General features: G+C 48.0%; 19 protein-coding genes. 14 read left to right on the forward strand and 5 right to left on the reverse strand.

Annotated features, from left to right (window positions below; genetic code table 11):
• The first annotated feature begins 25 nt into the window (after window positions 1-25).
• Window positions 26-6883, forward strand: coding sequence for a polysaccharide lyase family 8 super-sandwich domain-containing protein (locus tag EJQ19_RS12030; RefSeq protein WP_126141468.1), 6858 nt, complete (start codon window positions 26-28; stop codon window positions 6881-6883).
• Between the two features lie 65 nt (window positions 6884-6948).
• Here EJQ19_RS12030 and EJQ19_RS12035 read toward each other — a convergent pair whose 3' ends face one another.
• Window positions 6949-7833, reverse strand: coding sequence for a DMT family transporter (locus EJQ19_RS12035; protein WP_126141469.1), 885 nt, complete (start codon window positions 7831-7833; stop codon window positions 6949-6951).
• A 100-nt stretch (window positions 7834-7933) separates the two neighbouring features.
• Between EJQ19_RS12035 and EJQ19_RS12040 the strand changes: the two genes are divergently transcribed.
• Window positions 7934-8803, forward strand: a complete 870-nt coding sequence (locus EJQ19_RS12040) for a LysR family transcriptional regulator (RefSeq protein WP_126141470.1) — start codon at window positions 7934-7936, stop codon at window positions 8801-8803.
• A 6-nt stretch (window positions 8804-8809) separates the two neighbouring features.
• On the forward strand, window positions 8810-8971 hold the full coding sequence (locus EJQ19_RS12045; protein WP_126141471.1) for a TetR family transcriptional regulator: 162 nt from the start codon (window positions 8810-8812) through the stop codon (window positions 8969-8971).
• A 47-nt stretch (window positions 8972-9018) separates the two neighbouring features.
• On the opposite strand, the gene EJQ19_RS12050 is transcribed toward EJQ19_RS12045, so the two are convergent.
• Entirely contained in the window at window positions 9019-9534 is a 516-nt protein-coding gene (locus EJQ19_RS12050; protein ID WP_126141472.1) for a dihydrofolate reductase family protein, read from the reverse strand.
• A gap of 151 nt (window positions 9535-9685) precedes the next feature.
• Between EJQ19_RS12050 and EJQ19_RS12055 the strand changes: the two genes are divergently transcribed.
• From EJQ19_RS12055 to EJQ19_RS12090, 8 genes are all read left to right on the forward strand, one after another.
• Window positions 9686-10036 carry a winged helix-turn-helix transcriptional regulator gene (locus tag EJQ19_RS12055; protein WP_126141473.1) on the forward strand — a complete coding sequence of 117 codons (351 nt, stop codon included), beginning with the start codon at window positions 9686-9688 and terminating at the stop codon, window positions 10034-10036.
• 110 nt (window positions 10037-10146) lie between these two features.
• On the forward strand, window positions 10147-11115 hold the full coding sequence (locus tag EJQ19_RS12060; RefSeq protein WP_241242861.1) for a sigma-70 family RNA polymerase sigma factor: 969 nt from the start codon (window positions 10147-10149) through the stop codon (window positions 11113-11115).
• A 68-nt stretch (window positions 11116-11183) separates the two neighbouring features.
• A complete protein-coding gene (locus EJQ19_RS12065; RefSeq protein ID WP_126141474.1) occupies window positions 11184-11612 on the forward strand; it encodes an SRPBCC family protein in 429 nt (142 codons plus the stop codon).
• 27 nt (window positions 11613-11639) lie between these two features.
• A complete protein-coding gene (locus tag EJQ19_RS12070; protein ID WP_126141488.1) occupies window positions 11640-12065 on the forward strand; it encodes a VOC family protein in 426 nt (141 codons plus the stop codon).
• Between the two features lie 93 nt (window positions 12066-12158).
• On the forward strand, window positions 12159-12563 hold the full coding sequence (locus EJQ19_RS12075) for a VOC family protein (RefSeq protein WP_126141475.1): 405 nt from the start codon (window positions 12159-12161) through the stop codon (window positions 12561-12563).
• Window positions 12564-12696: 133 nt separating this feature from the next.
• Window positions 12697-13143 carry a hypothetical protein gene (locus tag EJQ19_RS12080; protein WP_126141476.1) on the forward strand — a complete coding sequence of 149 codons (447 nt, stop codon included), beginning with the start codon at window positions 12697-12699 and terminating at the stop codon, window positions 13141-13143.
• Window position 13144: 1 nt separating this feature from the next.
• Window positions 13145-13372 (forward strand): helix-turn-helix transcriptional regulator, encoded by a 228-nt coding sequence (locus EJQ19_RS12085; protein ID WP_126141477.1) that lies wholly within the window; start codon window positions 13145-13147, stop codon window positions 13370-13372.
• Between the two features lie 4 nt (window positions 13373-13376).
• The gene (locus tag EJQ19_RS12090; protein WP_126141478.1) at window positions 13377-14060 is read left to right on the forward strand and encodes a DUF4386 domain-containing protein; all 684 of its coding nucleotides are present in this window, start codon (window positions 13377-13379) and stop codon (window positions 14058-14060) included.
• Window positions 14061-14155: 95 nt separating this feature from the next.
• Here EJQ19_RS12090 and EJQ19_RS12095 read toward each other — a convergent pair whose 3' ends face one another.
• From EJQ19_RS12095 to EJQ19_RS12105, 3 genes are all read right to left on the reverse strand, one after another.
• On the reverse strand, window positions 14156-15547 hold the full coding sequence (locus tag EJQ19_RS12095; protein WP_126141479.1) for a DJ-1/PfpI family protein: 1392 nt from the start codon (window positions 15545-15547) through the stop codon (window positions 14156-14158).
• Between the two features lie 152 nt (window positions 15548-15699).
• Window positions 15700-16926, reverse strand: coding sequence for a sensor histidine kinase (locus tag EJQ19_RS12100; protein ID WP_241242862.1), 1227 nt, complete (start codon window positions 16924-16926; stop codon window positions 15700-15702).
• Between the two features lie 124 nt (window positions 16927-17050).
• Window positions 17051-17731, reverse strand: a complete 681-nt coding sequence (locus EJQ19_RS12105) for a response regulator transcription factor (protein ID WP_126141480.1) — start codon at window positions 17729-17731, stop codon at window positions 17051-17053.
• Between the two features lie 387 nt (window positions 17732-18118).
• Here EJQ19_RS12105 and EJQ19_RS12110 point away from each other — a divergent pair, with 387 nt between their 5' ends.
• The 3 genes from EJQ19_RS12110 (at window position 18119) to EJQ19_RS12120 (ending at window position 25589) form a co-directional block, all read left to right on the forward strand.
• The gene (locus tag EJQ19_RS12110; protein WP_126141481.1) at window positions 18119-21142 is read left to right on the forward strand and encodes an ATP-binding protein; all 3024 of its coding nucleotides are present in this window, start codon (window positions 18119-18121) and stop codon (window positions 21140-21142) included.
• A 4-nt stretch (window positions 21143-21146) separates the two neighbouring features.
• Window positions 21147-22253, forward strand: coding sequence for a BTAD domain-containing protein (locus tag EJQ19_RS12115; protein WP_126141482.1), 1107 nt, complete (start codon window positions 21147-21149; stop codon window positions 22251-22253).
• Window positions 22254-22340: 87 nt separating this feature from the next.
• Window positions 22341-25589, forward strand: a complete 3249-nt coding sequence (locus EJQ19_RS12120; protein WP_126141483.1) for an S-layer homology domain-containing protein — start codon at window positions 22341-22343, stop codon at window positions 25587-25589.
• Window positions 25590-25758 lie beyond the last annotated feature (169 nt).

The following is a 25758-nucleotide window of genomic DNA, read 5'->3' on the forward strand; positions in this document are numbered from 1 at the left end:
AAATATGTGATGAAGGAGAGTCGTTATGAAGCAAAAACGACTATTGAGTATGGTTTTAGCGTTTGTCATGATGCTGACCATGGTTTTGAACAGTGTGCCTGTTTCCGCACAAGGGCAAACAGTCGATGAATTTGATAAACTGCGGGACAAATGGCAGTATTTGGCTATGGGCGGTGATTATGATCCCAAGGACCCGAATATGCAAGGGTTGCTGCATGCTATCAATAATGTGGCGCAGGATCTTCTTGACAGGATCAATCCTACTCCTACACCGGATTGGGGCGACAATGATTACCTTTGGAAAGAATATATGCTTGGCAACCGCGGTTCTGCATATAGTGACTCAAATAATACCCAGTTCACGATCCGAAGCCTTAAGTTCATGGCACTAGCCTTTCAGACGAAAGGCTGTGAACTTTATCAGAATGAAAGATTGAAAAATGAGATACTCCGTGGAATGGATTATATTTATAAAAATCATTTTAAGGTCGGAGTAGAAACGAATTCCTATGGGAATTGGTTTACTTGGGAAATTGGAGGGCCGATTTATCTTAGTGAGACCGTTCTGCTTATGTATGATTATCTGACAGCAGAACAGATCCAGGCTTATACATCAACTGCTTATCGGGGAGCGACCAAAGTCGGGGGAGACGCCTATATGTATGTTGGTGCAAATGCTTTGTGGAGAGATCGTGTCCGCATGTATTCGGGCATTCTTCTTAAAGATAGTACAATCCTTGCCTATGTAAAAAATGATGTTCCTTCCTTTATGGGATATGTTAAAAGCGGCGATGGCTATTATGAAGACGGTACGTTTATGCAGCACGGAAATGTTGTTTATAATGGCGGCTATGGGAAAGAAGCATTTTCCGATGTGAGTCACTTTATCTATATGCTTGATGACTCTCCATGGAAGATTACCGGCCCCGAAAGAGATAATATGAGTACCATCGTGGAAAAAAGTTATGTGCCTTTTATGTATAAAGGCGTCTTCATGGATATGGTAAGGGGACGTGAAATCACCCGCAAAGATACGACCGATGCCTATGCTGGTATTACCATTAGCCTCGATGTTCTACTGTTCTCCGAATCGGTATCTGAGGAAGCGGGCAAGAGATTTAAAGGAATGATTAAGGAATGGATGAATAATGAAAATGCCATACGTACTTTAAATGAGGGTGCCGGTGTTGCGTGGTATATGTTCCCCGTATATAATCTCTCCAAAACTTTGGAAATCCTTAAGGACGATTCAATCAAGCCGGTTTCAAATACGGGAAAAAGCTATACCTTTGGTAAAGGTGTAAGAACCGTTCATACGACAGACAAGTTCTCATTTGGTCTTTCTATGTATAGCAAAGATATCACAACCTTTGAGCAAGGGGATAGTAATACAAAAGGCTGGTATACCGGTCTTGGACAGACTTATGTCTATACACCTGATATTGGACAGTATACCTATCAAAAGCCAACTGTTGACTGGTATCGGCTTGCTGGTGTAACTGCCGTTAATGGCATCACGGTCGGCAGTCATAAAAATGCAAACTCCTTTGCTGGAAGCACCACGCTTAATGGTTCTTACAGTACTGCCGGCCTGGAGATTTCATCCGGCAGCACAAAAGTGAGCGCAAAAAAATCGTGGTTTATGTTTGATAACGAGGTTGTAGCGTTAGGGTCAGGCATTACTTCTACACATAATAACCATGTTGAAACTACGATTGATAACCATTATATTACAGGTGATAATGCTCTAATTATCAATGGGGAAAGACAGTCAAACACGCTCGGTTGGAACGGTGAAATCGATAATGCCAGGTGGGCACTAATCGAAGGAAATGTTAAAGGCTCCAATATTGGCGTTTATTTTCCGAAAGAAACCAAGATCGGCGCAGTCCGTGAAACCCGTAAAGGGAAATGGACGGATTTGGGCTCTTATAATGTGGATGAAGATGTGCAATCAGCCAATTACCTTACGATGTGGATTGATCATGGCTCAAAGCCGGTGAATGAAAGCTATGCCTACGTTCTATTGCCTGAAATGACCGCAGAGCAGGTTGAAAACTATGCAGACTCCAGCGATATTGAAATCATCCGTCAGGATAATAATGTTCACGCTGTATACGAGAAAACGCTCCATACGCTTGGCGTAAACTTCTGGCAAGATGGTGATCAATCCATTGATGCAATGGGTGTAAAAGATTATGTTACTGTTGATAAAGCTGCTTCTATGATGATAAAAGAAGATGATCATAAGCTTAGCTTTGCTCTTTCAGATACGACAAAGAGAAATTCGGGCACAATTACGGTGGATATTAACCGGGCAGCTGTCGGGGTTATTTCTAAAGATAGCCGGATTAAGGTTATTCAAACTTCCCCGTCAATCAGGTTTGAGCTGGATGTCGATCAATCTTTCGGGAATCCGATTGAAGCTGAGTTTTCCTTCCAACCACTTGAGGCGCCAGGAGAAACATCTATTACAAATGTGGCGTTAAACGATGTCACATTGAGCCTTGACTTTGCAAAAGCTTCGCGAGCAACAGGTTATAAGTTGGTTTACGGTACGGAAAGCGGAAATTATACGGATTCGCTCGTTACTTTTGGAAATACAGCGCAAATCAAAGGGTTAAATGCAAATACGACTTATTATTTTGCAGTTAAAGCAATGAATGATTCAGGAGAAGGCAGCCTATCTCCCGAAATATCCTATCATATTGGCAACACACGTACTTTGATCGAAGAATTCGAAGATTTCTCCAAGACGGTCAGTTATTCCGGTGGATGGGCCTTCGACGCTTCCAATGCGAATACTTACTATGATGGAGATTCTACCCGTTTTAAGAGAAATGATGCAGATAAAACGAATCCAAGACGAGAGGAATATGTAACCTACTATACGCCAACACCAAAAGACTTTGAACTGACGACCTATGATTATGGTTTAGCTAGTGCAGGGGATAATACGATCCTTCAATTCTTCGGTTCAACAGATAATGAGAACTGGATTCCTATTCCGGCAACAAAAAACGGAACCGTAGTTAAAGATAAGTGGAGTAAAGTTGTATATACCAATTCAGCGGAATTGGATCGCTCCATAAGGTTTATCAAAATCTCAGTTTCTAATAATACCAAAATATGGGCACCACAGCTTTCAAAACTGGTCATCAATTATGCTTGGACTTCTGACCGTTTTGTCATGGATACGATGCTGGATGATTCCAGAACCTATGAGGTAAAAGGTGATGCCGTTTATACGAAGGGAGATGGTGTTAAATTCGGCGGCGATAAGGATCTTCTGATAAAAAGCGGCTCTGAAAATGCAACGATGCTTTATAGTTATACCAATATACGAAATGCCACTCTTACTGCTTTCATCGCCAAAGCAAATGGCGGTGCCGTTTCGATGATGTCGTCCAAGGACGGGAAAAGCTACAGGCCTGTTGCTTCCAGTCAAGAGATTGCCGGTCTTGATTATGGAAACTACAATAAAGTGGTTTACAACATTCCTGAAGTAGAGGATGGCACGAACTACCTATTGTTTACAATAAGCGGTGGAGCCGATTCAATTGCTATTGCCGACCTGCACTTATCCTATGTCCATGAAATTGCACCCCTACAAAAGATCCGCTTTAAGGATAAGCAGCTTGAAGCCGTTATGAAATATAATGTAACCCCGACCGTCAAATTGGCACCGATGAATGCGACAGGTGAAATCAACTATACGATTTCAGATAAGGATATTGCTACTGTGAATTCTTCAACAGGGGCATTGCAGGCTGGAGCACTCGGATCAGCGGTTCTAACAGCGAAAGTTCTTGGAACGAAGGAAGATATAAGTGCAAATATTAATGTCCGAACTTCCGAAAACCTTGCACTTAACGCAAATACTTCCGCAAGTTCTGCCAATGGTACTTACACTGCAAATAAAGCAACAGATGGTGACTATCTTTCGCGTTGGGAATCCAGTGTAGGAAATGTTCAATGGCTGCAGGTCGATTTTGGATCAGCAAAGGGGTTTGGAGCCATTGAGCTGAACTGGCAGCAATATGCAACCAATTATGTGGTTCAGGGATCCCTGAATGGCAGCACCTGGGTCAATCTGTATACGGAGACGAACGGTAAAGGCGGTAATGTCTGGATAGCATTTGATGAGATACAAAAATATCGATATGTTAGATTAAGTGGTACACAAGCACCTGCTGCCTATTCACTTTATGAGTTCCGTGTTCTCTCGTTCAAAGCACAAAGCGGACAAGATGGAGTTGATCTTCGAAATCTTGCACTTGGAAAAACCGCAACAACAAGTGGCAATGACACCACGAATAGTGATCCGAAAGCTGCTATAGATGGAGATCCATCAACGCGTTGGGCGTCTGCCAGATCAGACAACAATTGGTATACCATTGACTTGGGTGCTCAAAGCAATATTTATCAAATTAATTTGCTTTGGGAAGCAGCTTATGGTAAAGAGTATAACATTCAGGTGTATAATGACAGCGATTCAGTAACGAATGTAGTCTATGAAAAAAGCGGTGCTGCCGGATGGAAGAGGTATGTACTTGATGAGCCGATACAGGGAAGATACATTCGTATGCAAGGTATTAAGCGCGGTACCACGTATGGCTATTCTTTATATGAATTTGAGGTCATTGGAAGCTTGGCAGAGACAACGGTTAATTCCATTCAGTTTGCTTCTGAGAAATTTACTGTTTTACGAAATCATAAGAAAACAGCTGCCATCCTTACAGATCCACCTTATATAAATGAGGGAAGCGTTGCATTTGTCAGCCTAAACCCCGAAGTAGCAACGGTATCCAATAAAGGTGTTGTTACGGGTATAACAACAGGATCGGCAATTATTAAGGCTTATTCTACGGTTTCTGATGCCGTTTATGCGAGTAGTGAAGTAACGGTAACCGATTATAGCGGTGCTCCCGTACCCGTTTCCAGTCTTGAGGTGCGAGGTGGTGTAGCGATCATCGAGAAAGGGACAACTGCCCAGTTTGATGCTTCAGTTACTCCCGATAATGCATCAATTAAGAACATTCGCTGGACTTCCAGTGATGAACGTGTTCTTCTCGTAACGAACGAAGGTTTAATAAAAGCAATTAGCTTAGGGAACGTGGTTGTAAGAGCGACCAGTGTCGCTAATCCACAGTATATGTTTGAACAGGAAATAAGAGTTGTTGATGCAGAAGTGGAAACCGTAAAAGCATTGATTCGTGCAATCGGTATGGTTACCTTAAACAGCAAGGCAGATATCGATGCTGCGCGGCAAGCGTATAATGAACTGTCTGAAGATCAGAAAGCATTAGTGGATAACTATGAAGAGCTGGCCGTTGCAGAAAGACAGTATGAGGAACTGATGGAAGCAGCGAAGAAAGTAAATGGAGTAACACTTGACAAGAGCACAATGGATTTGGCGGTAAGAAGTAGCGGACAGCTGACAGCTGCCATAACACCATCCAGTGCAGTAAACAAGCATGTAACATGGTCGAGCAGCAATTCCAGTGTTGCAACAGTCGACAGTAATGGTAGGGTAACCGCTGTGGCAGCAGGGACAGCGATAATTACCGTAACAACGGAAGATGGCGGTAAGACCGCAACATGTTTGGTAACCGTCAGAAGAAGCGGACAAAGTGATGGTGGAAGCGAATCTAGTGGAGGCGATTCATCCGAAACACCGGGAACAATACCGCCAGTAACCACGCCGCCAACAAAGCCGATAGAAAATGCTTCGGGAACATTTCAGGCATCTGCGCCTGTACTGAACGATGCAGGCGTAGCTTCAACTACCATTGATGCAGATGCATTGACCAAAGCTCTCAAAACATCGGATACAGCAATAATCCATGTACCGAAGGCTGAGGGAGCCCGTGCATATGAAGCAGTCTTCACGGTACCAGCTCTGATGTCAGAAAATGCATCAAAGAAGATAGAACTAGCAACGGAACTCGGTAAGGTATCCATACCTGGTAACATGCTCACACCATTCGATGTAAAAGGGGCACAGCGTATAAGCTTCACCCTAGCAAAAGCAGATACAAACGTAGTGAGTGATACGGCAGTAAGGTCACAAATAGGTATGAGACCTGCAGTAGAACTCCATGTAAGTATAAACGGCAGCAGGATATCATGGAGCAATCCTGAAGCGCCTGTTACCGTGGAAATACCGTATACGCCTACAGCAGCTGAGCTTGCCGATCCAGAGCATATCGTCGTATGGTATATGGATGAAGCAGGAAAGGCAGTGGCGGTACCAACAGGCAAATATGATTCCAGAACGGGTGAGGTAATCTTTCAAACAACACACTTCGGCAATTATGCAGTAGCCTATGTGAAGAAGAGCTTTGGAGACATTGGCGGATATTCATGGGCAAGTAGGGCCATCGAAGTTTTGGCATCTAAAGGTGTCATTAACGGTACTTCTGAAACAACCTTCGATCCTTCAGCCGATGTCAAGCGGGCAGACTTCATACTCATGCTTGTTAAGGCTCTTGGGTTATCTGCAAAAACAGAAGGCAACTTTGCAGATGTAAGCTCAAGTGCTTATTATGCGGAAGCGCTGGCAACAGCTAAAGCTCTTGGAATTACGGATGGGGTTGGTAACAATCATTTCAATCCAGATGCCAAGATATCCAGGGAAGACATGATTGTTCTTGCAGCAAGAGCTATGGATAAGGCTGGAAGACAAATGGCAAATGCCTCCGAATCTGAACTGAAAGGCTATACGGATTCGGCACAAATAAGCGGTTACGCCTTAAATGATGTTGCAGCTTTGATTAAAGCTGGAATTATAAAAGGCAGCGGCGGCAATGCAATAAATCCGAAGGCAACCGCAACAAGGGCTGAAACAGCAGTTATCGTTTATAACTTGTATAACAGGTAGTCTAGCAAACGGGGTTTCCTTTTATTTGGGAGACCCCGTTTGGTTATGTTGACGATTAAGCCGCGTTAAACCTGTTTATGCCTTACATTTACAAGCAATATGCTGGTAACGATAAGCGCCATTCCCACGATAAGGTCCATCGTCAAATGCTCATTCAGGAACAAAATGCTGCAGACGATGGAGACGACCGGGATAAGGAATGTGTAAGAGCCGACCTTTGATGCCTCGCCTGAACCGATTAGCTTGAAGTATGCGAGCCAACCAAGCGCAATGATGAACACGGAGATGAACAGCGTATCGTACAAGAAAGCTGCTGTCCAGCGCACCTCAGACCAGCTCTCGACTGTCGAGCCGTAAACCGTCATGACGATGCCTCCAATCACGATCTGCATAGCGGTCATCCATAGCGAATCGACTTTGGCCGCCTGCCGTTTGATATAAACCGTGCCAAGCGCCCAGCTTAGTGCGGATCCCAAGGCGAGCAGAACGCCGAAGATGGAAATGCCCCCCTCCAATCCTCCGATGCTCATCACGGCGACTCCGCCGAAGCCGAGCAGTAAGCCGACCATTTTCCGCGTGTACATCCCTTCTCCCAGCCACATCCAGGCGAACAATCCGAGCAGCACAGGCTGGAGGAACACGATCGCAGAGAACAGGCCAGCCGGCATATATTGGAGGCCAACGGTTTGGAAGCCGTAGTAGAATACGATGCTTAAGAATGCGGATAACACATAATATAGCCATGTTTCTCGAAGCCGAAGCTGCTTCCAGCGCGGCAGCGCAATAATAAGGAGCAGCGCTCCTCCAATTAGGGTGCGAAGTCCGGCAAACAGAAGCGGCGGCGTGAACTCGAGGGCATACTTGGATAAAGGCCAGTTAATCCCCCACATTAGAATGAGGAAGACCAAGTAGAATAACGTTTGTTTGCGCGATAATGCTGTCTCTGACATATAACGAATCTCTCCTTGTGGGAAGCCTTATGCGAATGATACACTATATTCCGACATGATTAAAATGAATGTTTTTTATAGGGGGCATATCATTGGCGTTATGACTAATACACAGATCAAGCTGTTCGTAAAGATTGCAGAGATGGCTAGCTTTACAAAAGCCGGCATCGAACTCAATATGACGCAGCCTGCGGTCAGCCGAGCAATCTCCTCGCTAGAAGCGGAGTTAGACATCCCTCTTCTGCTGCGTGACCGCCGCGGCGTACAATTGACTGAAGCCGGTGAGCGAATCGTCGTGCTTTTCCGTGAGATTCTTGGCACCTTCGCCAAGGTCGACCAAGTCGTCGCCGATGAGAAAGGGCTTCAAGTCGGCACAATCCGCGTCGGAGCCTTCCCCGTGGCCGCTGCCCACTTCCTGCCTCGTATTATTAGCACGATTGCCAGGCAGTATCCGAACATCGCATTCGAGCTGCAAGAAGGAAGCATCGACGAACTGAGAAACTGGCTGGAGACACGAGTGATCGACGTTGCATTGCTCATTCCGCCGGACAGCGATTGGGACACGATTCCACTCTATCGGGAGAAAATGTTCGCAGTACTGCGAGAGGATCACCCGCTGAGCAATCTGCCCATTATCCCTGTCAAACAGCTCTCGACGGAGCCATTCATTACTTGCAAAGCCGGCTATGAGCCGCCGATTACGGACCTATTCGAGCGAGCGGGAACCCACCTGCAATCAAAGTACATCGTTCAGAGCGTCAGCATGGCTCTCCACATGGCAGAAGAAGGTCTCGGCTTCCCCATTCTGTCCGAGCTTGCGCTGAAGTCGCTTCCTACAGGGCTCGTGAAGCGTGAGCTGGAACCGAATGCCTATCGCGATATTCGGCTTGCGGTTCCATCCATCGATGAGGCATCCCACGCGGTGAAATTGTTCATTCGGACTACGCTCGATCTGTTTCCGCCGCTGTGAAAGTGTGTGATCCTTATCAGCCAGCTGTTCTTTGCTAATGGCTTCCATGCGATCGGTGTCGACCGCATTGCTGCCGAAGCCGGCGTTACGAAGATGACGCTGATCGAGTCGCATTTCGAATGGCTATCGCCAGTATTCGGAGTCGGATATCTCGTGAGGAAAAAATAGAAACCTATAAATGGATGGAGGAAACGCATCAATAATTTCGAAAGTCCTCAAACGGCCCGTTCAATCCCATAACGCAGTTGGACGACACCGCCACCTAGAGCCTTGAAGTCCAGCAGTTGCACAGGCTTACTACAATAATTTTCTTTGTCGATTAAGAGATTCAACCCTCTTCCTTCCAATACGGGTGCTACATTGAAAATCAATTCATCTACCAGTCCTTGACCCAAGAATGAATTGTGGATGTCCGCACCCCCGCTAATTAAAGCGGTTTGATGGCCTTTCTCCTTCAGGTAATCCAAAGCTTCCTCCGGTGATCTCACAACCGTTACACCCGGGATATCCGTGGCGTTCTTAGAAACGACAACGATATCGATATCGGCAAAAGGCCCTGGTCCACCATTGCCACGCATGCCTTCAAATGTCCGACGCCCGACAATAAAATTCCCTGTATCTTTAACCTGTGTAAAGAAGTCGTCCAGCGCTTCCTTTGTCGGCGGATTTTCAGGTCCGGATTGTGCATAATTTCCGTTAGCGGCTAAGGTTGCCCATAGAATTGTTTTCATGGTGTTACTCCTCCTTTTTTTCAAAGCAATAATGGTTGGATGGGATAAATTCCCTTTGCTTGATTTACATCATAATGGGTGTGTGGTACATTTGAAAAGTAGTTACATTTAAGTGCAATAGTTTCAAAAAATAAACTATGGAGTGATTGCGATGATCGATCGATCCTGTCCTGGCGTTGTTGAGCCAATTTTGGAGCTTCTGGATGGAAAATGGACGCTTCTTCTCTTATTCGAATTGCTTAACGGAACCAAGCGATTCGGGGAATTGCGTCGCAGGCTGCAGCCGATAAGCCCGAAAACGCTGACAGATCGCTTACGACTGTTGGAGGAGAAAGGGCTCGTCACCCGTACTCTTTATCCTGGTGTGCCGTTGCATGTCGAATATGAATTTACCGAGAGTGGGAAGGCGCTGCAACCGATTTTTGAAGCGATGTGGAACTGGGCGCAGGAGCATGGAGCGTACCTAAAAAAAAATACCAATGATAGCAGCCATGGAGCATAATGGATGATACAGCATGTGAATAAAAAGGGCCGTCCCGAGTAAGGATGGCCTTACAACTTTTCGTTACAGATTGCGCGCTAAACCGTACCATACCTTAGTAGGAGGTCCATATGAACGAAACAGCCATGGAGCATGCCCTAGAAATTCAGTTACTTGACAACTTGAGGCCGGAGTTAACGGCATTCTGTTATAGAATGCTAGGATCGATTGATGATGCCGACGACGCCGTTCAGGAAACTTTTATTCGTGTTTGGCAAAATTGGAGCTCATTTAGACAGGAATCCTCTTACAAAACATGGGTGTATCGGATTGCTTCAAACCTATGCTTGGACAAGCTTAGACAAGCGAAACGCCGCACGCGTCCCGTTGACTTTACCGATCCCGCGGCAGCTATTATCGCCCCAAGCGAAACGTTGCCCGACTCCTCCTGGATCTGGCCTGCCCCTGCCATATCCGAAAATCCGGAAGATATCCTCATTCGCAAAGACACCCTTCAGCTCTGTTTTATTACCCTTTTGCAAACCTTGCCTGCGCGTCAACGTGCGGTACTTCTTTTGAAGGACGTATTCGAATGGTCCGCCAAACAGATTGGAGAAACGTTAGGCATGTCGCCAGCAGCTGTTAACAGCGCCTTGCAAAGAGCCAGAGAAACGATGGATCGGGTGAAACGCAGCTCGGAAGAATACAGCCTCATGGATGTCCAGCCGGATCAAGAGCTTCTCTCCAGGTATGTGGAAGCTTTCGAACGTTTTGATATCCATGCCCTGGTAGACCTGTTTCATGAAGAAGGCTTTATGTCTATGCCACCATTCCCAATGTGGATACGCGGCAAAGACGATTTGTTCAAGTTTTTCTCGCTTACGCGCTGGCATTGTGAGGGGTCCAAGTTTTTGCCGACTAGGGTGAACGAAGGTTACCCTGCTTTTGCGCAATATATGCCGAGCAGCGATAAAACCTGCTTGGTCCCTTGGGGCATTCACGTCATTATCATGAAGGACAAGAAGATATTCCACATTCAAAATTTTATCAATACAAAATTATTTTCCCGATTTGGGCTTCCTGATCAATTAGACCGATGAATAGTGCCATTGGATTTCGTCTACATAAATGAGAATCAAAAAATGATAATACGAGAGAGGTGCCCCTAATGGAAGCAAGTCATCAACAAATGAGAGTAACCGTTGAGGCCGTGATTCAAGCGCCAGTCGAAAAAGTATGGCGGTATTGGTCTGAACCGGAACACATCACAAAGTGGAATCAGGCTTCGGAAACGTGGCATGCGCCTTTTTCAGAAAATGACCTGCGGGTTGGCGGCAAGTTCCTAACAAGAATGGAAGCGAAAGACGGCAGCATGGGATTCGATTTCGGTGGGGTATACGATGCGGTGAAGCTGCACGAGCAAATTTCGTACACCCTGGGAGATGGGAGGAAGGTGGATATTTCCTTCGTGGCGCAAGGAAATGAAACAAAGGTCGTTGAGATTTTTGATGCGGAGAGCACCCACTCCATTGAGATGCAGCAGGCTGGCTGGCAAGCGATTTTGGACAACTTCAAAAGGTATACAGAAGAATTTTAATAAACCAAAAAGGATAAGGTGATCGAAATGGCATTAACTTCCACACATATTTTTGTAAACCTGCATGTAAAGAATGTAAAAAAATCAATGGCATTTTTCACAGGACTCGGCTTTGAGTTCAATATGCAGTTCACAGACGAGGAAAAAGCGGCGTGCCTTGTGATTGGCGAGAACATGTTTGCTATGTTGCTTACAGAAGAATACTTTACATCTTTTACGAAAAAAGAAGTCGTCGACACCGACAAGTACGCTGAGCAGATCATCGCGTTGTCGGCCGAAAGTCGGGAAAAGGTCAATGAAATTGTTAACGCAGCGGTATCCTTGGGCGGAAAAATATATGCCGACCCGGTAGATCACGGCTTTATGTATCAATGGGGCTTTCAAGATCTGGACGGGCACATTTGGGAAATTGCCTATATGGACATGAGTTCATTTGAAGGACAGGGACAATGACCAGAACGCTACTGACATAATGGTGTCAGTAGCGTTTTTTTATAATGGGATATGAGTTGCAGTCAAGCCTAAGATTAGGAAGGATGATATTTGGTGAATTTCGCTTCTATACGCATTATTACTGATGACGTGGATCGTCTCGTCGCGTTCTATGAGAAAGTCATGGGGGTTTCGGCGTTACGGCCTGCGCCCGTATTTGCCGAACTTGTTGCACCATCCTGCACCCTTGCCATCGGTCATTCCCAAACGGCCCAGCTATTCGGCGCCGGTTCCGTCATGGGGGCTAGCAATCGCACAGTCATTATTGAGTTCCGCGTCGATGATATCGAGGCCGAATATGTGCGCTTGAAGCCATTTGTCGATAATTGGGTAAAGGAACCGACCACGATGCCGTGGGGGAACCGTTCCATGCTGTTCCGCGATCCTGACGGGAACCTTCTTAACCTCTTCGAACCGGTGACCGAGGAAGCGATTAAACGGTTTAGCGGTAGAAATTGACGAGCTAGAAGAGTATGAAATTGCCGACCTCCAGATGGTGGTCGGTTTTTTTTGTATAATAAAATTGACTTCATGTATAGTTTGTTATACATTATGTTTAGTGTTGTTTACTTTACTAAGGGCGGTGTCATACATGATGTATCAAGAAAAGAAGAGCATTGTATCGCTAATCAGCAGCATACTTATTTTTACAGTGTATGGTCTGTACAAGTATCCGGAGTATCCCAAAGAAGTGATGGATTCACCTGTAACCTTCCATTACTGGGGATCCTTCGTTCTGGTATTGACCTTGGTTTCTATTGCAGCACATATCGTGATCAGCATTATTTTTAACATTGTCTTCCGAATGACGACGGGTGAAAAGGAGCCTTCATTCGCGGATGAACTGGATAAGCGGATCGACTTGTTGGCCTTTCGAAATTCATTCGCTATGTTTATCGTAGGTTTCCTTCTGGCTATGGGAGCATTAGTTATCGACCAGCCCTTGAAGGTGATGTTCATCGTCTTAATCGTTTCTGGATTTCTATCAGACGTAATCGGTTCTATATCGAGACTGTATCACTACAGGAGAGGAGTCTAAAATGGGTAAAGTTCTTGTTGGCAATCACATCAGAAAATTACGATTCAATCATCATGAAATGACCCAGCAGCAGCTAGCCGACAAGGTAGGTGTAACTAGACAGACGATCGTGGCGCTAGAAAAAGGAAACTACTCCCCGTCATTGGAGTTAGCCTTTCGTATTGCCCGAGCTTTTAACATGCCGATAGAAGAGGTATTCTTCTACGGAGAAAACCCAGAGGAGAGATGAGAAAATGGATTTTTCATCGAAGACAGCGTCAAGAATCGTAGGTGTTCTGTTTATTGTTGCCGCCATTACAGCTATAGTAGGTGTTATTTTATATAAACCGATTCTGAACGATTCGAACTACTTGATTCAAGGATCCGCGCATGCTCATCAGGTAGTCCTGGGCGCGATTATGGAGTTAATTCTTGTCGTTTCAGCAGTCGGTACGGCAACGGTGATGTTCCCATTCTTGAAAAAATATAATAGAACGATTGCTATTTGGCATGTATGCTTTCGGTATTTAGAGGCCGTGATGATTACGGTCGGGGTTGTCAGCGTACTGGCCCTGTTAGCCTTAAGCCAGGCTTATGTAGCGGCGGGTGCCCCGGATACAGCTTCTTATCAAGTTTCAGGTACATTGCTGAAAGCCGTGCATGACTACACATTTTTGCTTGGTCCTAATTTTTTTCTGGGAATCAATACGATGATGTACAGTTATATCTTTTATAAATCAAAGCTTGTCCCCAGGTTCATCCCCCTATTGGGTTTGACAGGGTCCGTACTGATCCTTCTTGCCGCTTTGCTTGAAATGTTTGGGGTTATCGATCAAGTCTCTACTTGGGGAGCGATCTTAGCGCTTCCGATATTCGCCAATGAAATGACTCTTGCGGTGTGGCTGATCGTGAAAGGGTTTAATGGATCTGCAAAATAGAAATAACTTGCCGTTACAGACAGCCCGGCGAACCGTACTATAAGTAACGGCGGAAATTTTTCCGAAAAGCTAGCTTGAAATAGTCGAACTTCTTCTTATGACCTGCTGTTGTCCATTGTTGTTGATGGATGACGGCCTTTCTTTATTTTACTAATAAATCGTCTGTCAATGTAGAAAGCAGTAAGCAAGGCTGCTAAGGCCAGTAAAATCGGTATGCCGAAGGCTTCATAGGAAAATGGTTTGCCTTCAAAGCTTAGGTTGGTCACACGGTACTCTAACCGCTTGATTCCATATTTAGCGGTTTCGACGTCCTCTTGCTTGGCTAAATCCTCAAGTGGAGCATCGAACATAAATCTGTCAGCAGAGCCGCTGTGAATGAACTCGGGCATTACATTGTTATCCTTGGCATGCCACTGTTTAATATCCTCCGCAGCTAAAGTCTCCGCCTCTACGCCCGGAACAAGCATTCGATCGAGTTTCGGCGCGTTTGACATGCTATATCTGGTAACCAGGTTAAGGTGGTACTTCGTGACGACAGGTTGCTTGGCATCTGAGATAGTATGCACCTTTGTTGTTCCAGAAGCCGCATACGTATCGAAAATCGTAGTCAGCGCTCCGTCATCCATTCCGTCATACAACAATACCCCAGTGCTTTTTTCGTTCCATTGGAACGCACGATTGAGCGTATACGCCACTTCGGTCCGATCCATATGATAGGGTTGCATCTCCGGATTTTTTACGAAGGAATAAGAAGGGTAATGAATCTCTTTCGCTATTTTCTTCGCCATAGGTTCACCTAATTGTTGTGAGATGACATAGAGGACAGCGTCAATTCCTGAAGTGAGCGCTGCGGAGGAGACGATGTTCCCGTCTGCAACATAACGCAGATCCCTTCTCCAGTTTGTTTCGGGATATTTTGTGACTTCATTATATTCGAAGCTTTTCCAGTCCGTAGCTGCTTCTTTCCCTTTTAATAGGCCTGTGTCTGCCAGATTCAACGCTCCGGCACAGATGCTTAACATCTTCGTATCCGCATGGTTTTGTATCCATTGCCGGATAGGTTTATACTTGGCTTCGTCAACCATAGGCATGGCGGGGATCACAATGAGGTCGGGACTTTTTCCTAATAAACGATCCAGTTCATCAAACGAATAGTGCGGCATCAGATCCAAACCGCCAGAGAGGGTTTTCAATTCTTTATCCGGAGCCACGGCATATACGTTATAAGACTCTGTCATCGCGAACAGTTCATACGGAACCATAAAATCAAATACTTCTGTCGTTGGATTGGATAAGAGAACAGCTACTGTAGGTTTATTCGGGTTATGTTCAGGCACGCTCAAAGCTTGTAAAACAGGCACTGGTGTTTGCCGGGTGGGAATCCAGTACTCCTTGTTGGATCGAATATATCCGAACGCACCGACCCCTCCAAATAGAATAATGAACATCATGACATAGACAACAACTCGTAATATTAACTTTTTCATCTTTCATTCTCCCTTGACTTTTTTGTGGTAACGTTCCCTTGGATTAAAAATAATTGCGTTCTGTGAACTCAACATGAACGGCTAAAAATGGTCAAAAAAATACCGCCCTTCCGGGCGATATTTTGCCAATCTTATAATGGTGCTCGCGATTGCTAGTTCCCCCGCGGCAGCGAAACCGTAAAAGTTGTTCCGGAATCCAGACTACTAGACACATGTATTTCTCCGCTATGCATATCGATGATTTTCTTAACAATGGATAGACCAAGCCCATTTCCCCCAACAGAATGACTACGGGCTTTGTCCACTTTATGAAACGGTTTGAATACGTTAACAAGTTCTTCTTCAGGGATCCCGATTCCACTGTCCGTTATCGACACGATATTGTGTTGCGTTTTGTCCATCGATTGGATACGTATCGTACCATTAGGAGCAGTGAACTTAATAGCGTTGTTCAGCAAGTTAATCCACACCTGATCCAACTGATCTTGGTCCGCAAGAACGGTGATGGCCTCAAGCTCAATATCCATCTTGATTTCTTTTGCGGTCCATAGAGGCTCTATCGTGATGACAACCCTTCGCAGCTGCTCATCCAATCGGTAGGTAGTCACCTTTAACGGGTGATCCTCCTGCTGTAAATAAGAGAGCTGAAGTAAGTTTTGCCCTAATCGGGACAATCTCTCGCTTTCCTCCTCGATAATCGTCAAATAACGCAGACGGCTCTCCTCACTTAGTTTCTTATGTTTTAAAGCTTTCGTAAATCCTGAAATTGAAGTTAAAGGGGATTGAATCTCATGAGAGACACTCGAAACAAAGTCTTGTCGCATGTGATCCAGTTTTGCAAGCTCTGTTGCCATTTCATGAAAACTCACGCTTAATTGACCAATCTCATCCCTACGTTTCATAGGCAGGTTGGCAGAATCGAAGGTCCCTTTTGCCACTCTTTTAGTGGCTTCCGTTAACTGAACGATTGGATGTACGACATAGCGGGCGGCTATTAGAATCAGAAAGCTACCAATAACTAAAACAAGGATATATACAGCATGAATCCAAGGCATATTTTCCTGCTCTTGTGCTACCGTTTGCTTATCTAAGGTAAGAAACAAAGCGTAGGGATCGCCTCTTACCGAAAAAGGTACCCCCACCACGGGAAAGCCATGTGATTCTGTATCGAAACCGCGTGCGATGCTGCCATCCAGCACCTGCTTAATCGTGGTCTGTTCCACAGGTATGAGCTCTTTTGCTTCAAGCATGGGCATACTTTCTTTATTGAAAAGCTGGATACTATAAATCGAAAGACCGGAGAAACCTTGCACAAACGTTCCCAACTCCGCGGCAGGGTTCGACTGATAGGCTTCGATAATGGTTTTACCATCTTTCACGAGCGTTTCTTCTATAAAATTGTTTTTCCGTCCCTCAAACATCGTGGTGCTAGCCATAAACGCTGCGAGCAAGCTCAACACCACAATACAAATAAAGACCAATACGACGCGGGTATACAGCGATTTAATCCTGATGCACCTCCAATCGATAACCAAGCCCCCGGATCGTGATAATGCGAAATTCAGACTCGAAGTCAATGAACCTCTCCCGAAGCCTTTTAATGTGAACATCGACTGTCCGATCATCCCCTTCATAGTCGAGACCCCAGATTTGTACAATGAGATTTTCCCTTGTAAACAATTGCCCGGGGTAACTGCCCAATTTATACAGCAGCTCGAATTCTTTCATGGGGAGTGTTGCACCTTGCCCATTATTATAGATAACTTGATAACGCTTACGGTCTAAAGTAATCGTGCCAAGCTGGATTTCGTTGGCTGTAGAGATACGGTACCGCTTGAGCAAGGCCTTTACCCGAAGAACCAACTCTACGGGGTCAAACGGTTTCACCAAATAATCGTCCGTGCCCAGTTTAAATCCTTTGATTCGGTCAGTAGATTCCCCTTTCGCGGTAATCATTAATATAGGCATCTCACCGAAATTACGAAGATTCTCGCACAGTGCCCAGCCATCCATGATAGGCATCATAATATCGAGAATCACCAGATCAACGATATGGTTCTCCGCGTAATGCAACGCATCTTCCCCATTGGATTTTTCGATGATCTCAAAGCCTTCATCCTCCAAATACAAACGGACCAACTCTCTGATATGCGCATCATCGTCTACCACTAATACCTTTGCCATTTTTGTTCTCTCCCCTACAAAAAGAAATGCCCTTACTTTTCATTCGGTCAAACAAAAGGAACTGCTCTTACATAGCGACACAATAAACCGTTCTAATGAACTCAATATGAACAGACGTAAACAAACACCCCCACAGGCGGCGTTTGTTTACGTCTTTGTCTGCGCAAGAAGGTAAAGAAATTATTCTGGGATACTTCTTACATTATTGTACAGTTAATAATCAAGCAAGCCTGATTTTCCTTGAAAAATGAATATAAATCGCTATAGGGTAGGATTTAATTTGCATGTTATACTTATCGAAAACGAAGAAACGGATTGCATGACGTATAAAGTATACTAGAACATGTTCAATGCATTCGACGCATTGCGTGAAAAGATGGTGAAGCCATGGTTAGAAAAAATGCCATATTGCTCGGAATGATTGGTGTGTTTGTCATCGTTACGATGGTGAACGTGTTTCAATGGCTGAATCCTCCGGCCCATGCCTTAAGGGCGAGCGGCGGCGTGCTGGATGCGACGAAATGGGATTTTGCGCAGCAGGGGGTCCTCTCACTGCGCGGCGAGTGGGAGTTCTATGAAGGGAAATTGCTAGGGCCGGAGGATTTTCGGACTGGCGACGGCATCAATGGCCGTTTCATTCAAGTGCCTGGAGGCTGGAAGAATAACCTGGCATCAGCGGACAAGAGCGGGTATGGAGCCGGTACGTATCGGCTGATCGTTCATACGAACGAAGCGGCCTTGTACAGCCTCCGGGCGAAAAAAATCCGAATGTCCAGCCGCATTTTCATGAATGGCATCGATTTGGGCGGCAACGGCCGTCCTTCTTTATCGACGGAAAGCTTCGTGCCTAGTAATGCGCCTTACTTCGGTACGGTCCGAGCCGACTCGGGAACCGTTGAGATTATTATTCAGGTGGCCAGCTTTACCTATATGGCAGGCGGTTTGGTGCAGCCTCCCGAATTTGGACTCACCGATGACATGATGAGGCGACGTGAAGATTCGAAGCTTGCCGATATGATTCAGATCACGATTCTCCTTGCATTCGGGTTATATTATGCAGGCATGTTCAGGCAGTGGCGCCGGGAGCCGCATCTGATGCATTTTTGCCTTTTCTGCCTGGCACTCGGACTGTTCTTCAGCATCGACAATGAACTATTGGCGATTGGTTTTATACCCGGGTTAACGTTTCCGTGGATTCAAAAAATGCTGTTCATATTGCCGCTCCTGTCGATGATCTTCTTCACGCATTATGTGTACCGGTACCTGAAGGAAGGGGAGAACGGTGTATTTGTCTGGTTTCGCAGAGTCAATTACGCTTATCTTGCGATCCTCCTGCTGATTCCTAATCGGTACTTAGTCAACTTCCTTGATGTCGGGATTGTGATCGAAGGGATCGCCTTTGGGGTGATGTTCTATGCCGTCTTCCGAAGCCACAGCCGAGGAGACCATAGCAGTCATTATATGACACTTGGCATTTTCTTTCTGCTCGTCAGTTGGCTCTATGCGCAATTGCGCTACCAGCTTGCGCTCGACAATCCCTATCATATGATCGTAACGCCAGTGCTGCTTGTTTTGTCGCAAGCGCTGCTTATGTCCGATCAACTTCAGCTTAGTTTTCAGAGAAGCCAACAGCTGTCCGAACGATTGCTGCAATATGACCGCCAGAAAGACGAATTTCTGGTCAAAACCTCGCATGAGCTGAGAACACCGCTGCACGGGATCGTCAATTTATCGCAGGCGCTGCTGGATAACGAGGCCAGGCCGCTTCAAGCGGAGCATCGCGACAATATACGCATGCTGCATCTGTTGGGGAGACGGCTTGCGGGACTCGTGCACGATATTCTCGATTTGAACCGGATTCGCCATGGGCAACTAAGGATTCATACGACTTCTGTGAACCTTGGCATGTCCGTCCAGTTCGTGATGGAGACGCTGTCCATCGCTCCGGTCAACAAGGAAGTGCAACTGCTCAATGCGCTGCCCGCCAAGATGCCGCTCATCCTTGCAGATGAGAACCGGCTGAAGCAGATTTTGTACAATTTGCTGGAAAATGGATTGAAATATACGAAAAAAGGGACGGTGAGCATCTCCGCAGAGCGAAGGGGGAGCGAGCTTGCCATCTCGGTCGCAGATACGGGGAGGGGTATTCCGGCACATGAGATTGCCGACTTATTCCAGCCATTCGTGCAAGTAGAGGAAGCCGGTGAAACCGGTGAGGGACTTGGTCTCGGACTGAGCATTGCGAAGCAGCTTGTGGAATTGCAAGGGGGACAACTGGAGGTTGAATCCGCAGTTGGCAAAGGGTCGCGGTTTACTTTTACGCTGCCGATCGATCTGGGGTCAGAGGAGGCGGCAGCTTCCTCCGTCTCGGAGGAGACGATGCCGTTCCCGCTGTCCGGGGGGATGCAGGACGATCAGGAGGCTGGATTTCACCTTCTCATCGTAGACGACGAACCGTCCAACCTAAAAATATTGATCGACGAGGTCTCCTCGATGCGATATGGGTATACGGCGGTCGGAAGCGGAGACGAGGCGCTTGAAGCATTGCGCAGCAACAAGATGAAACCGGATCTGCTGCTGCTCGATCTGATGATGCCGGGCATCTCCGGGCTTGACGTATGCCGGGAGATTCGGCGCCTGCAAGGGCTTGCGGAGCTGCCGGTCCTGATGATGACCGCTTCCGGGCAGACGGGCGATATCGTGGCCGCGTTTGCTGCCGGCGCCAACGATATTGTGCAGAAGCCGTTTGAACTGGCCGAATTGAGGGCGAGGGTACAGTCGCTGCTTGCGATGAAGAGCTCGTCCGAACGTGCGGTGCGTCGGGAGATGGATTTTTTGCAGGCGCAGATTACACCGCATTTCCTCTACAACAGTATGAATGCGCTTGTAGGGCTCAGTTATAAAGATGTGGATAAGCTGCGAGAGACGATTCATCATTTGACGACCTACCTACGGGCTAAGTTTACGTTCGTCTTCTCGGGAGAACGGGTCCCGTTCGAACGCGAGATGGAACTGGTCACGGCTTATTTGGCGATTGAGCAGCTGCGTTTCGGCAGTAGGCTGGCTGTCCAAATCGAGATGGAAGCGGGCTTCCAGTGCATGCTGCCGCCGCTGACGCTTCAGCCCATCGTAGAAAATGCGGTGCGGCACGGCATCGGGCCGATATCGTCCGGAGGCACGCTGCGGATTGCCGCATGCAGGCGCGATGGCGGGGCGGAGATCACCGTAGAAGACAATGGTGTCGGCATCAGCGAGGAATTGCTGCGTGTGCTGCAAGAAGGGCGGGCCGCCGGGGTTGGCATCGGCAATGTCAACCGTCGCCTTCAGATGGTGTGCGGGGGTGGCTTGGATATTCGCAGCAGCGCTGGCAAAGGCACGCAGATCAGGCTGAATATACCGGAGGCGAAATAAAGCGATGATAAAAGCACTATTGATTGATGACGAGGAAATTGCGCTCGACGTGATGGAAATTGTACTTCAGGAAGTCGGCGGGGTCACGGTGCTTGGCAAATTCCGCCTGGTGTCCGAAGCGATTGCGCAGCCTGAAGGCATGCAGCCGGATCTGATCTTCCTCGACATCGAGATGCCGGAGATGAACGGGCTTGCGGCTTCAGCCGCGCTTCTCGCAAATTTCCCCGATGCGGATATCGTGTATGTGACGGCGCACGACCAGTATGCGGTGGATGCTTTTGAGACGAAAGCGATCGGTTATTTGCTTAAACCCGTGGCCAAGCACCGGCTCGTCAAAACCTTGGAGAGGTACGCAGAGCTCCGTGAGAAAGCAGCGCGCCGAACTGGGACTATACGCATAAGCACCGCAATTTCCCACGAGCCCCCCAGAAGAACGTTGTCGCTGAAGCTGCTCGAAAGCATGGAATTGTACGATGCCGAAGGACGTCTGATCACATGGCGGACGAGGAAGACGAAAGAACTGTTCGGCTATTTGTGGCACCATGGGGGAGCGCCCGTGTATCGGTATCGCATCTACGAGCACCTGTGGCCGGAACTCGATTCCGAGCGCGCGCAGTCGCTTTTTCATACGACGATGTACTATGTGCGGAATACCCTGAAGCAGGCGGGCTGTCCGGACATGATCGGTTTCGGAGATGAGCGTTATTGGATGCGGACGGACGAAATGGCCTGCGATGTGACGCGTCTGGAAGCATTGCTCGGAAGAGGTGGGCTGGCGGGCGATGCGGAGGAGCTGCTGTCGCTCTATCGAGGCGATTATTTCGAGACGGAAAACTATAGTTGGGCGAATAGCCGAAAATACGAGCTGCGCGCGGCAGTCATTCGCTATCTGGAATCGGAGGCGGAGCACGAACTGGATGCTTCGCTGAAGGAACGCCTGCTGCGCAGATTGCTCGAACTGCAACCGTATCAGGAGAAATATTATGATCATCTGGTGCTGCATTTGACGTTCTTGGGAGACGCTGCAGCTGCAGACGAGGTGAATCGTCTTAAGGAGATGACATTTCGGACCGACCTTGGACTGCCTGTCAATGAGCTTCATCGCGAATAATTGCATTGTTTGGAAAATGTTTAGAGCTCAACTGGTACTCTACGCCTATGCAACCTATGATTCTAGTGCAGAAAGGGAGAGTTACCTTTGAAAGAGCGATCCATGTACGGCCTGTTGTCCAAAATAAAACTTCAACTGTTGCTGGCGCTGGTGCTGGCCGTTCCGTCCATTGCGATGACCGGCACGGCGAGCGCGGAGCCGAATCCGACAGCTACGTTCGCCGGCCAGCTGCTGGCCAGCTGCGAGTACAAAAGTGCGGTTGAAACGATGAGCACAACCTCATCTTGCCCGGATACGATTTCGGTCGGCACCGATCCGGACAACACCTTTTTAAGCGTGCTCAAATTCGGTTTGAGCGGCTTCGCCGGAACGGTGCTGGAGGCTAATCTGGAGCTGTTCGTAACCGATAGCTATGCGAATGCGGAAGGCAGCCCTGAGCTTACAGTTCATCAGCCTAACGGGAACTGGACGCAGCCTTCATCGAATTTAGAGGCACCGGCTGTTCGGCCTTTTTTTGGAAATTTGCGTTCACGGGCTTTTGCCATAACGGATACAGGCGGCGGGAAATGGATGAAGTTCAACGTTGCGCCACTGGTGCGCGACAGTATCGCTAAAGGCGAGAATGAGCTGGTTCTCGTGCTGGAGGGCTCTTGGGCGGATGCTCCGGACAAGCGTTTGTTCCGCTTTGTATCATCAGGGTCCTCCGTTCCCAAGCTGAATATTGCCTACACAGCATCGCCGGTTCTATTGCCCATTCCCCATACGCGAATTGCGGCTGGGAATGGATTTACGCTAGCGCTTCAGGATGACGGCACGGTCAAGGCTTATGGTTGGATTAACGATCACAAAATTGAAGTGCCTGACAGCTTATCCAATGTGCAGGCCGTTTACGCGTCCAACGACTGCGGTTATGCGATTAAGGCAGGTGGTTCCGTTGCGGCCTTGGGCGAAGGCTGTACAGTTCCTGCGGAAGTTCCCGCAACCGGCGTTGTCGAGCTCGTACTCGATGGGTACGCCTCTGCGGCCTTGATGAGTGATGGGACGATCATCAACTGGGGAGGCTATGCATTCCCGGAGGAATGGAGAACCAATCATACCCCGTTCAAGTCCATCTCCGGCGGATATAACCATGCGGCAGCGCTGACGTGGGATGGCACTGTCATCAGTTGGGGTTCCGCTTCGATGGGGGCGACGAATGTGCCTGAAAATCTGCCGGAAACGATGGCTATCGCGTCGGGACTCAATCACACGCTGGCGCTGTTGCCAAACGGGACGGTCAGATGGTGGGGGCCGCATTACCTTGAACCGATTCCAGAGAATTTGTCGGACGTCGTTGCGGTCGATGCGAATGACAACTATTCTGTGGCGCTTAAAAGAGATGGGCATCTCGTCGTCTGGGGAGACGGTGGAAGGTTGCAACCGCCGCCCGGGCTTGACGGCGTCGTAGCCATTGCAGCAGGAAGGTATCACCTGATCGCGATGAAGTCGGACGGCACTCTGGTCGGTTGGGGGACCAATCGACATGGTGAAACGGTTACCCCAGCGCCCGCCTTTGGCGGATTGTCATGGTCGCCCGGCAGCGAGATCGGCACGACGACGGCGACGATCGCAGATGGGTCACTGCAGGACGAGAAATACGGGGAGCTGACGCTGAAATATCGGATCGGCGACGCGGACAGCAACAAGCATCCCTTAGTGGGCGAGGCTCCGTCTGATTTCGGCTACGACACGGTGCTTCAGCCGGGTGAGGATCTGGCCGTCTCTGCAGGGCAGCATATTTATGTCATGGCGGAGTACGATGATGAGGGCTACAAGAAGGTCGCCTACTGGTCGGATGTCGTACTCACAAGCAGTCAAGTGAAGCAGGCGCCAGGCAACGATAATGAGAACAACAATGAAAATAACAACGAGAATAACAACGGGAACAACAATAGCAACAACGGAAGTAATAGCGAAAGCAGCACCAACAACAATACGCCCGCGTCAAATGACGGCAAGGAAACCATAACGGTGGACGTCGTCATCGGCGGAGAGCAGCCGGCCGACACCGCCAAAGTCAAAATCGAGCGTACGAAGCAGGCGAACGGAAAAATATCCGACCTCGTCACCTTCGACGCAGCTAAGGCGAACGAAGTCGCCGAGCGGGCTGCGGCAGCCAAGCAGCATGTGGCTAGAGTCGTCATCCCCGACGCCAAGGACGAAGTCGGCGAAGTTCGCGTGAACGTGCCGCGGAACGCATTGGCGGTGCTTCAGAAGAACAAAATCGATCTGGAAATCTACACCGACAACGCGGTTATTCACGTTCCGATCGCTTCGCTGGACGGATTGGACGAAGATTTCTATTTCCGCCTCGTCCCCATTCGAGAGGCTGTGATTCGTCAAGAGATCGAGCAGCGCGCCCGAACGGAAGAGGTCGTCAGGAAGATCGCCGGCAATGACGATATCCAAGTTGTCGCACGTCCGATGACCATCGAGACGAACTTATCGAGCAGAGCCATTACGCTGACGCTTCCCTTGCGGGATGTCGTGCTGCCGCAAGATGCGCAGGAACGGGCCGCGTATTTGAAGCATATGGGCATCTTTATCGAGCATACGGATGGCGAAAAGGAAGTGGTAACCGGCAAGGTGGTTACCGGAGCTGACGGCAAGCTTGGCTTGCAATTTGACGTCAACAAATTCAGTACGTTCACGATTCTGCATATGGCTGCAGGAAACGGAGCCGAATCGCCATCCCGGACCCATGCCAAGTATGTCGACGGCTATCCGGACGGCACCTTCGGACCGGAGCGCAGCATTACGCGGGCAGAGATGGCAACGCTGCTAGTCAACAGTGGCATTGTACTGACCTCCTCGGAGCCGGCTGTAGCGGTGTTCTCCGATGTTCCGGCTTCGCACTGGGCTGCCGCGAATATCGGAAGAGCGGAGCAGGCGGGAATGCTGGAAGGGTATCCGGACGGAACCTTCCGAGCAGACGCTTCAATTACGCGCGCAGAGATGGCCGCCATCGCTTATCGGTATTTGAAGCCGGAGAGTGCGCTTTCCCGCACATTCTCGGACGTAGCGGCGTCTCATTGGGCAAGCGGGATGATCGCAGCCCTATCCGGTTATATGGACGGCTACCCCGATCTGACGTTCCGTCCGAACGACAAGCTCACCCGTGCCGAAGCGGTAACCATGCTGAATCGGATGCTGAAGCGGGGGCCGCTTACCGGAAACGTGAAGCCGAGTTGGCCGGATGTGACCCCGTCCTACTGGGCATACGAAGACATCGAGGAAGCTTCAACGGATCATGCTTATACGCTTCGACCTGAAGGTGGAGAACGGCTGACCGAGTAATGTATCATCTGATATAGGCCATGTAGTCTAAGCTCTTCTCGTAATACGAGAAGAGCTTATTTTTAATAATAGGGCACCCGGTTGAGGTCTCGGTCAATTCCGCTCTATTTCACACGGGAATCTTACTCGGTCGAATTTCTTCGTTCGCAATCATTTAGTATTTACACAT

Origin of the sequence: Paenibacillus whitsoniae (genome assembly GCF_003955665.1) — a bacterium.
Classification (GTDB): Bacteria; Bacillota; Bacilli; order Paenibacillales; family NBRC-103111; genus Paenibacillus_E; species Paenibacillus_E whitsoniae.

Bases quoted from the DNA above. Each gene is read 5' to 3' on its own strand.
- EJQ19_RS12030 (WP_126141468.1), top strand. From the start codon at position 26: ATGAAGCAAAAACGACTATTGAGTATGGTTTTAGCGTTTGTCATGATG.
- EJQ19_RS12035 (WP_126141469.1), bottom strand. From the start codon at position 7,833: ATGTCAGAGACAGCATTATCGCGCAAACAAACGTTATTCTACTTGGTC.
- EJQ19_RS12040 (WP_126141470.1), top strand. From the start codon at position 7,934: ATGACTAATACACAGATCAAGCTGTTCGTAAAGATTGCAGAGATGGCT.
- EJQ19_RS12050 (WP_126141472.1), bottom strand. From the start codon at position 9,534: ATGAAAACAATTCTATGGGCAACCTTAGCCGCTAACGGAAATTATGCA.
- EJQ19_RS12055 (WP_126141473.1), top strand. From the start codon at position 9,686: ATGATCGATCGATCCTGTCCTGGCGTTGTTGAGCCAATTTTGGAGCTT.
- EJQ19_RS12060 (WP_241242861.1), top strand. From the start codon at position 10,147: ATGAACGAAACAGCCATGGAGCATGCCCTAGAAATTCAGTTACTTGAC.
- EJQ19_RS12065 (WP_126141474.1), top strand. From the start codon at position 11,184: ATGGAAGCAAGTCATCAACAAATGAGAGTAACCGTTGAGGCCGTGATT.
- EJQ19_RS12070 (WP_126141488.1), top strand. From the start codon at position 11,640: ATGGCATTAACTTCCACACATATTTTTGTAAACCTGCATGTAAAGAAT.
- EJQ19_RS12080 (WP_126141476.1), top strand. From the start codon at position 12,697: ATGATGTATCAAGAAAAGAAGAGCATTGTATCGCTAATCAGCAGCATA.
- EJQ19_RS12085 (WP_126141477.1), top strand. From the start codon at position 13,145: ATGGGTAAAGTTCTTGTTGGCAATCACATCAGAAAATTACGATTCAAT.
- EJQ19_RS12090 (WP_126141478.1), top strand. From the start codon at position 13,377: ATGGATTTTTCATCGAAGACAGCGTCAAGAATCGTAGGTGTTCTGTTT.
- EJQ19_RS12095 (WP_126141479.1), bottom strand. From the start codon at position 15,547: ATGAAAAAGTTAATATTACGAGTTGTTGTCTATGTCATGATGTTCATT.
- EJQ19_RS12105 (WP_126141480.1), bottom strand. From the start codon at position 17,731: ATGGCAAAGGTATTAGTGGTAGACGATGATGCGCATATCAGAGAGTTG.
- EJQ19_RS12110 (WP_126141481.1), top strand. From the start codon at position 18,119: ATGGTTAGAAAAAATGCCATATTGCTCGGAATGATTGGTGTGTTTGTC.
- EJQ19_RS12115 (WP_126141482.1), top strand. From the start codon at position 21,147: ATGATAAAAGCACTATTGATTGATGACGAGGAAATTGCGCTCGACGTG.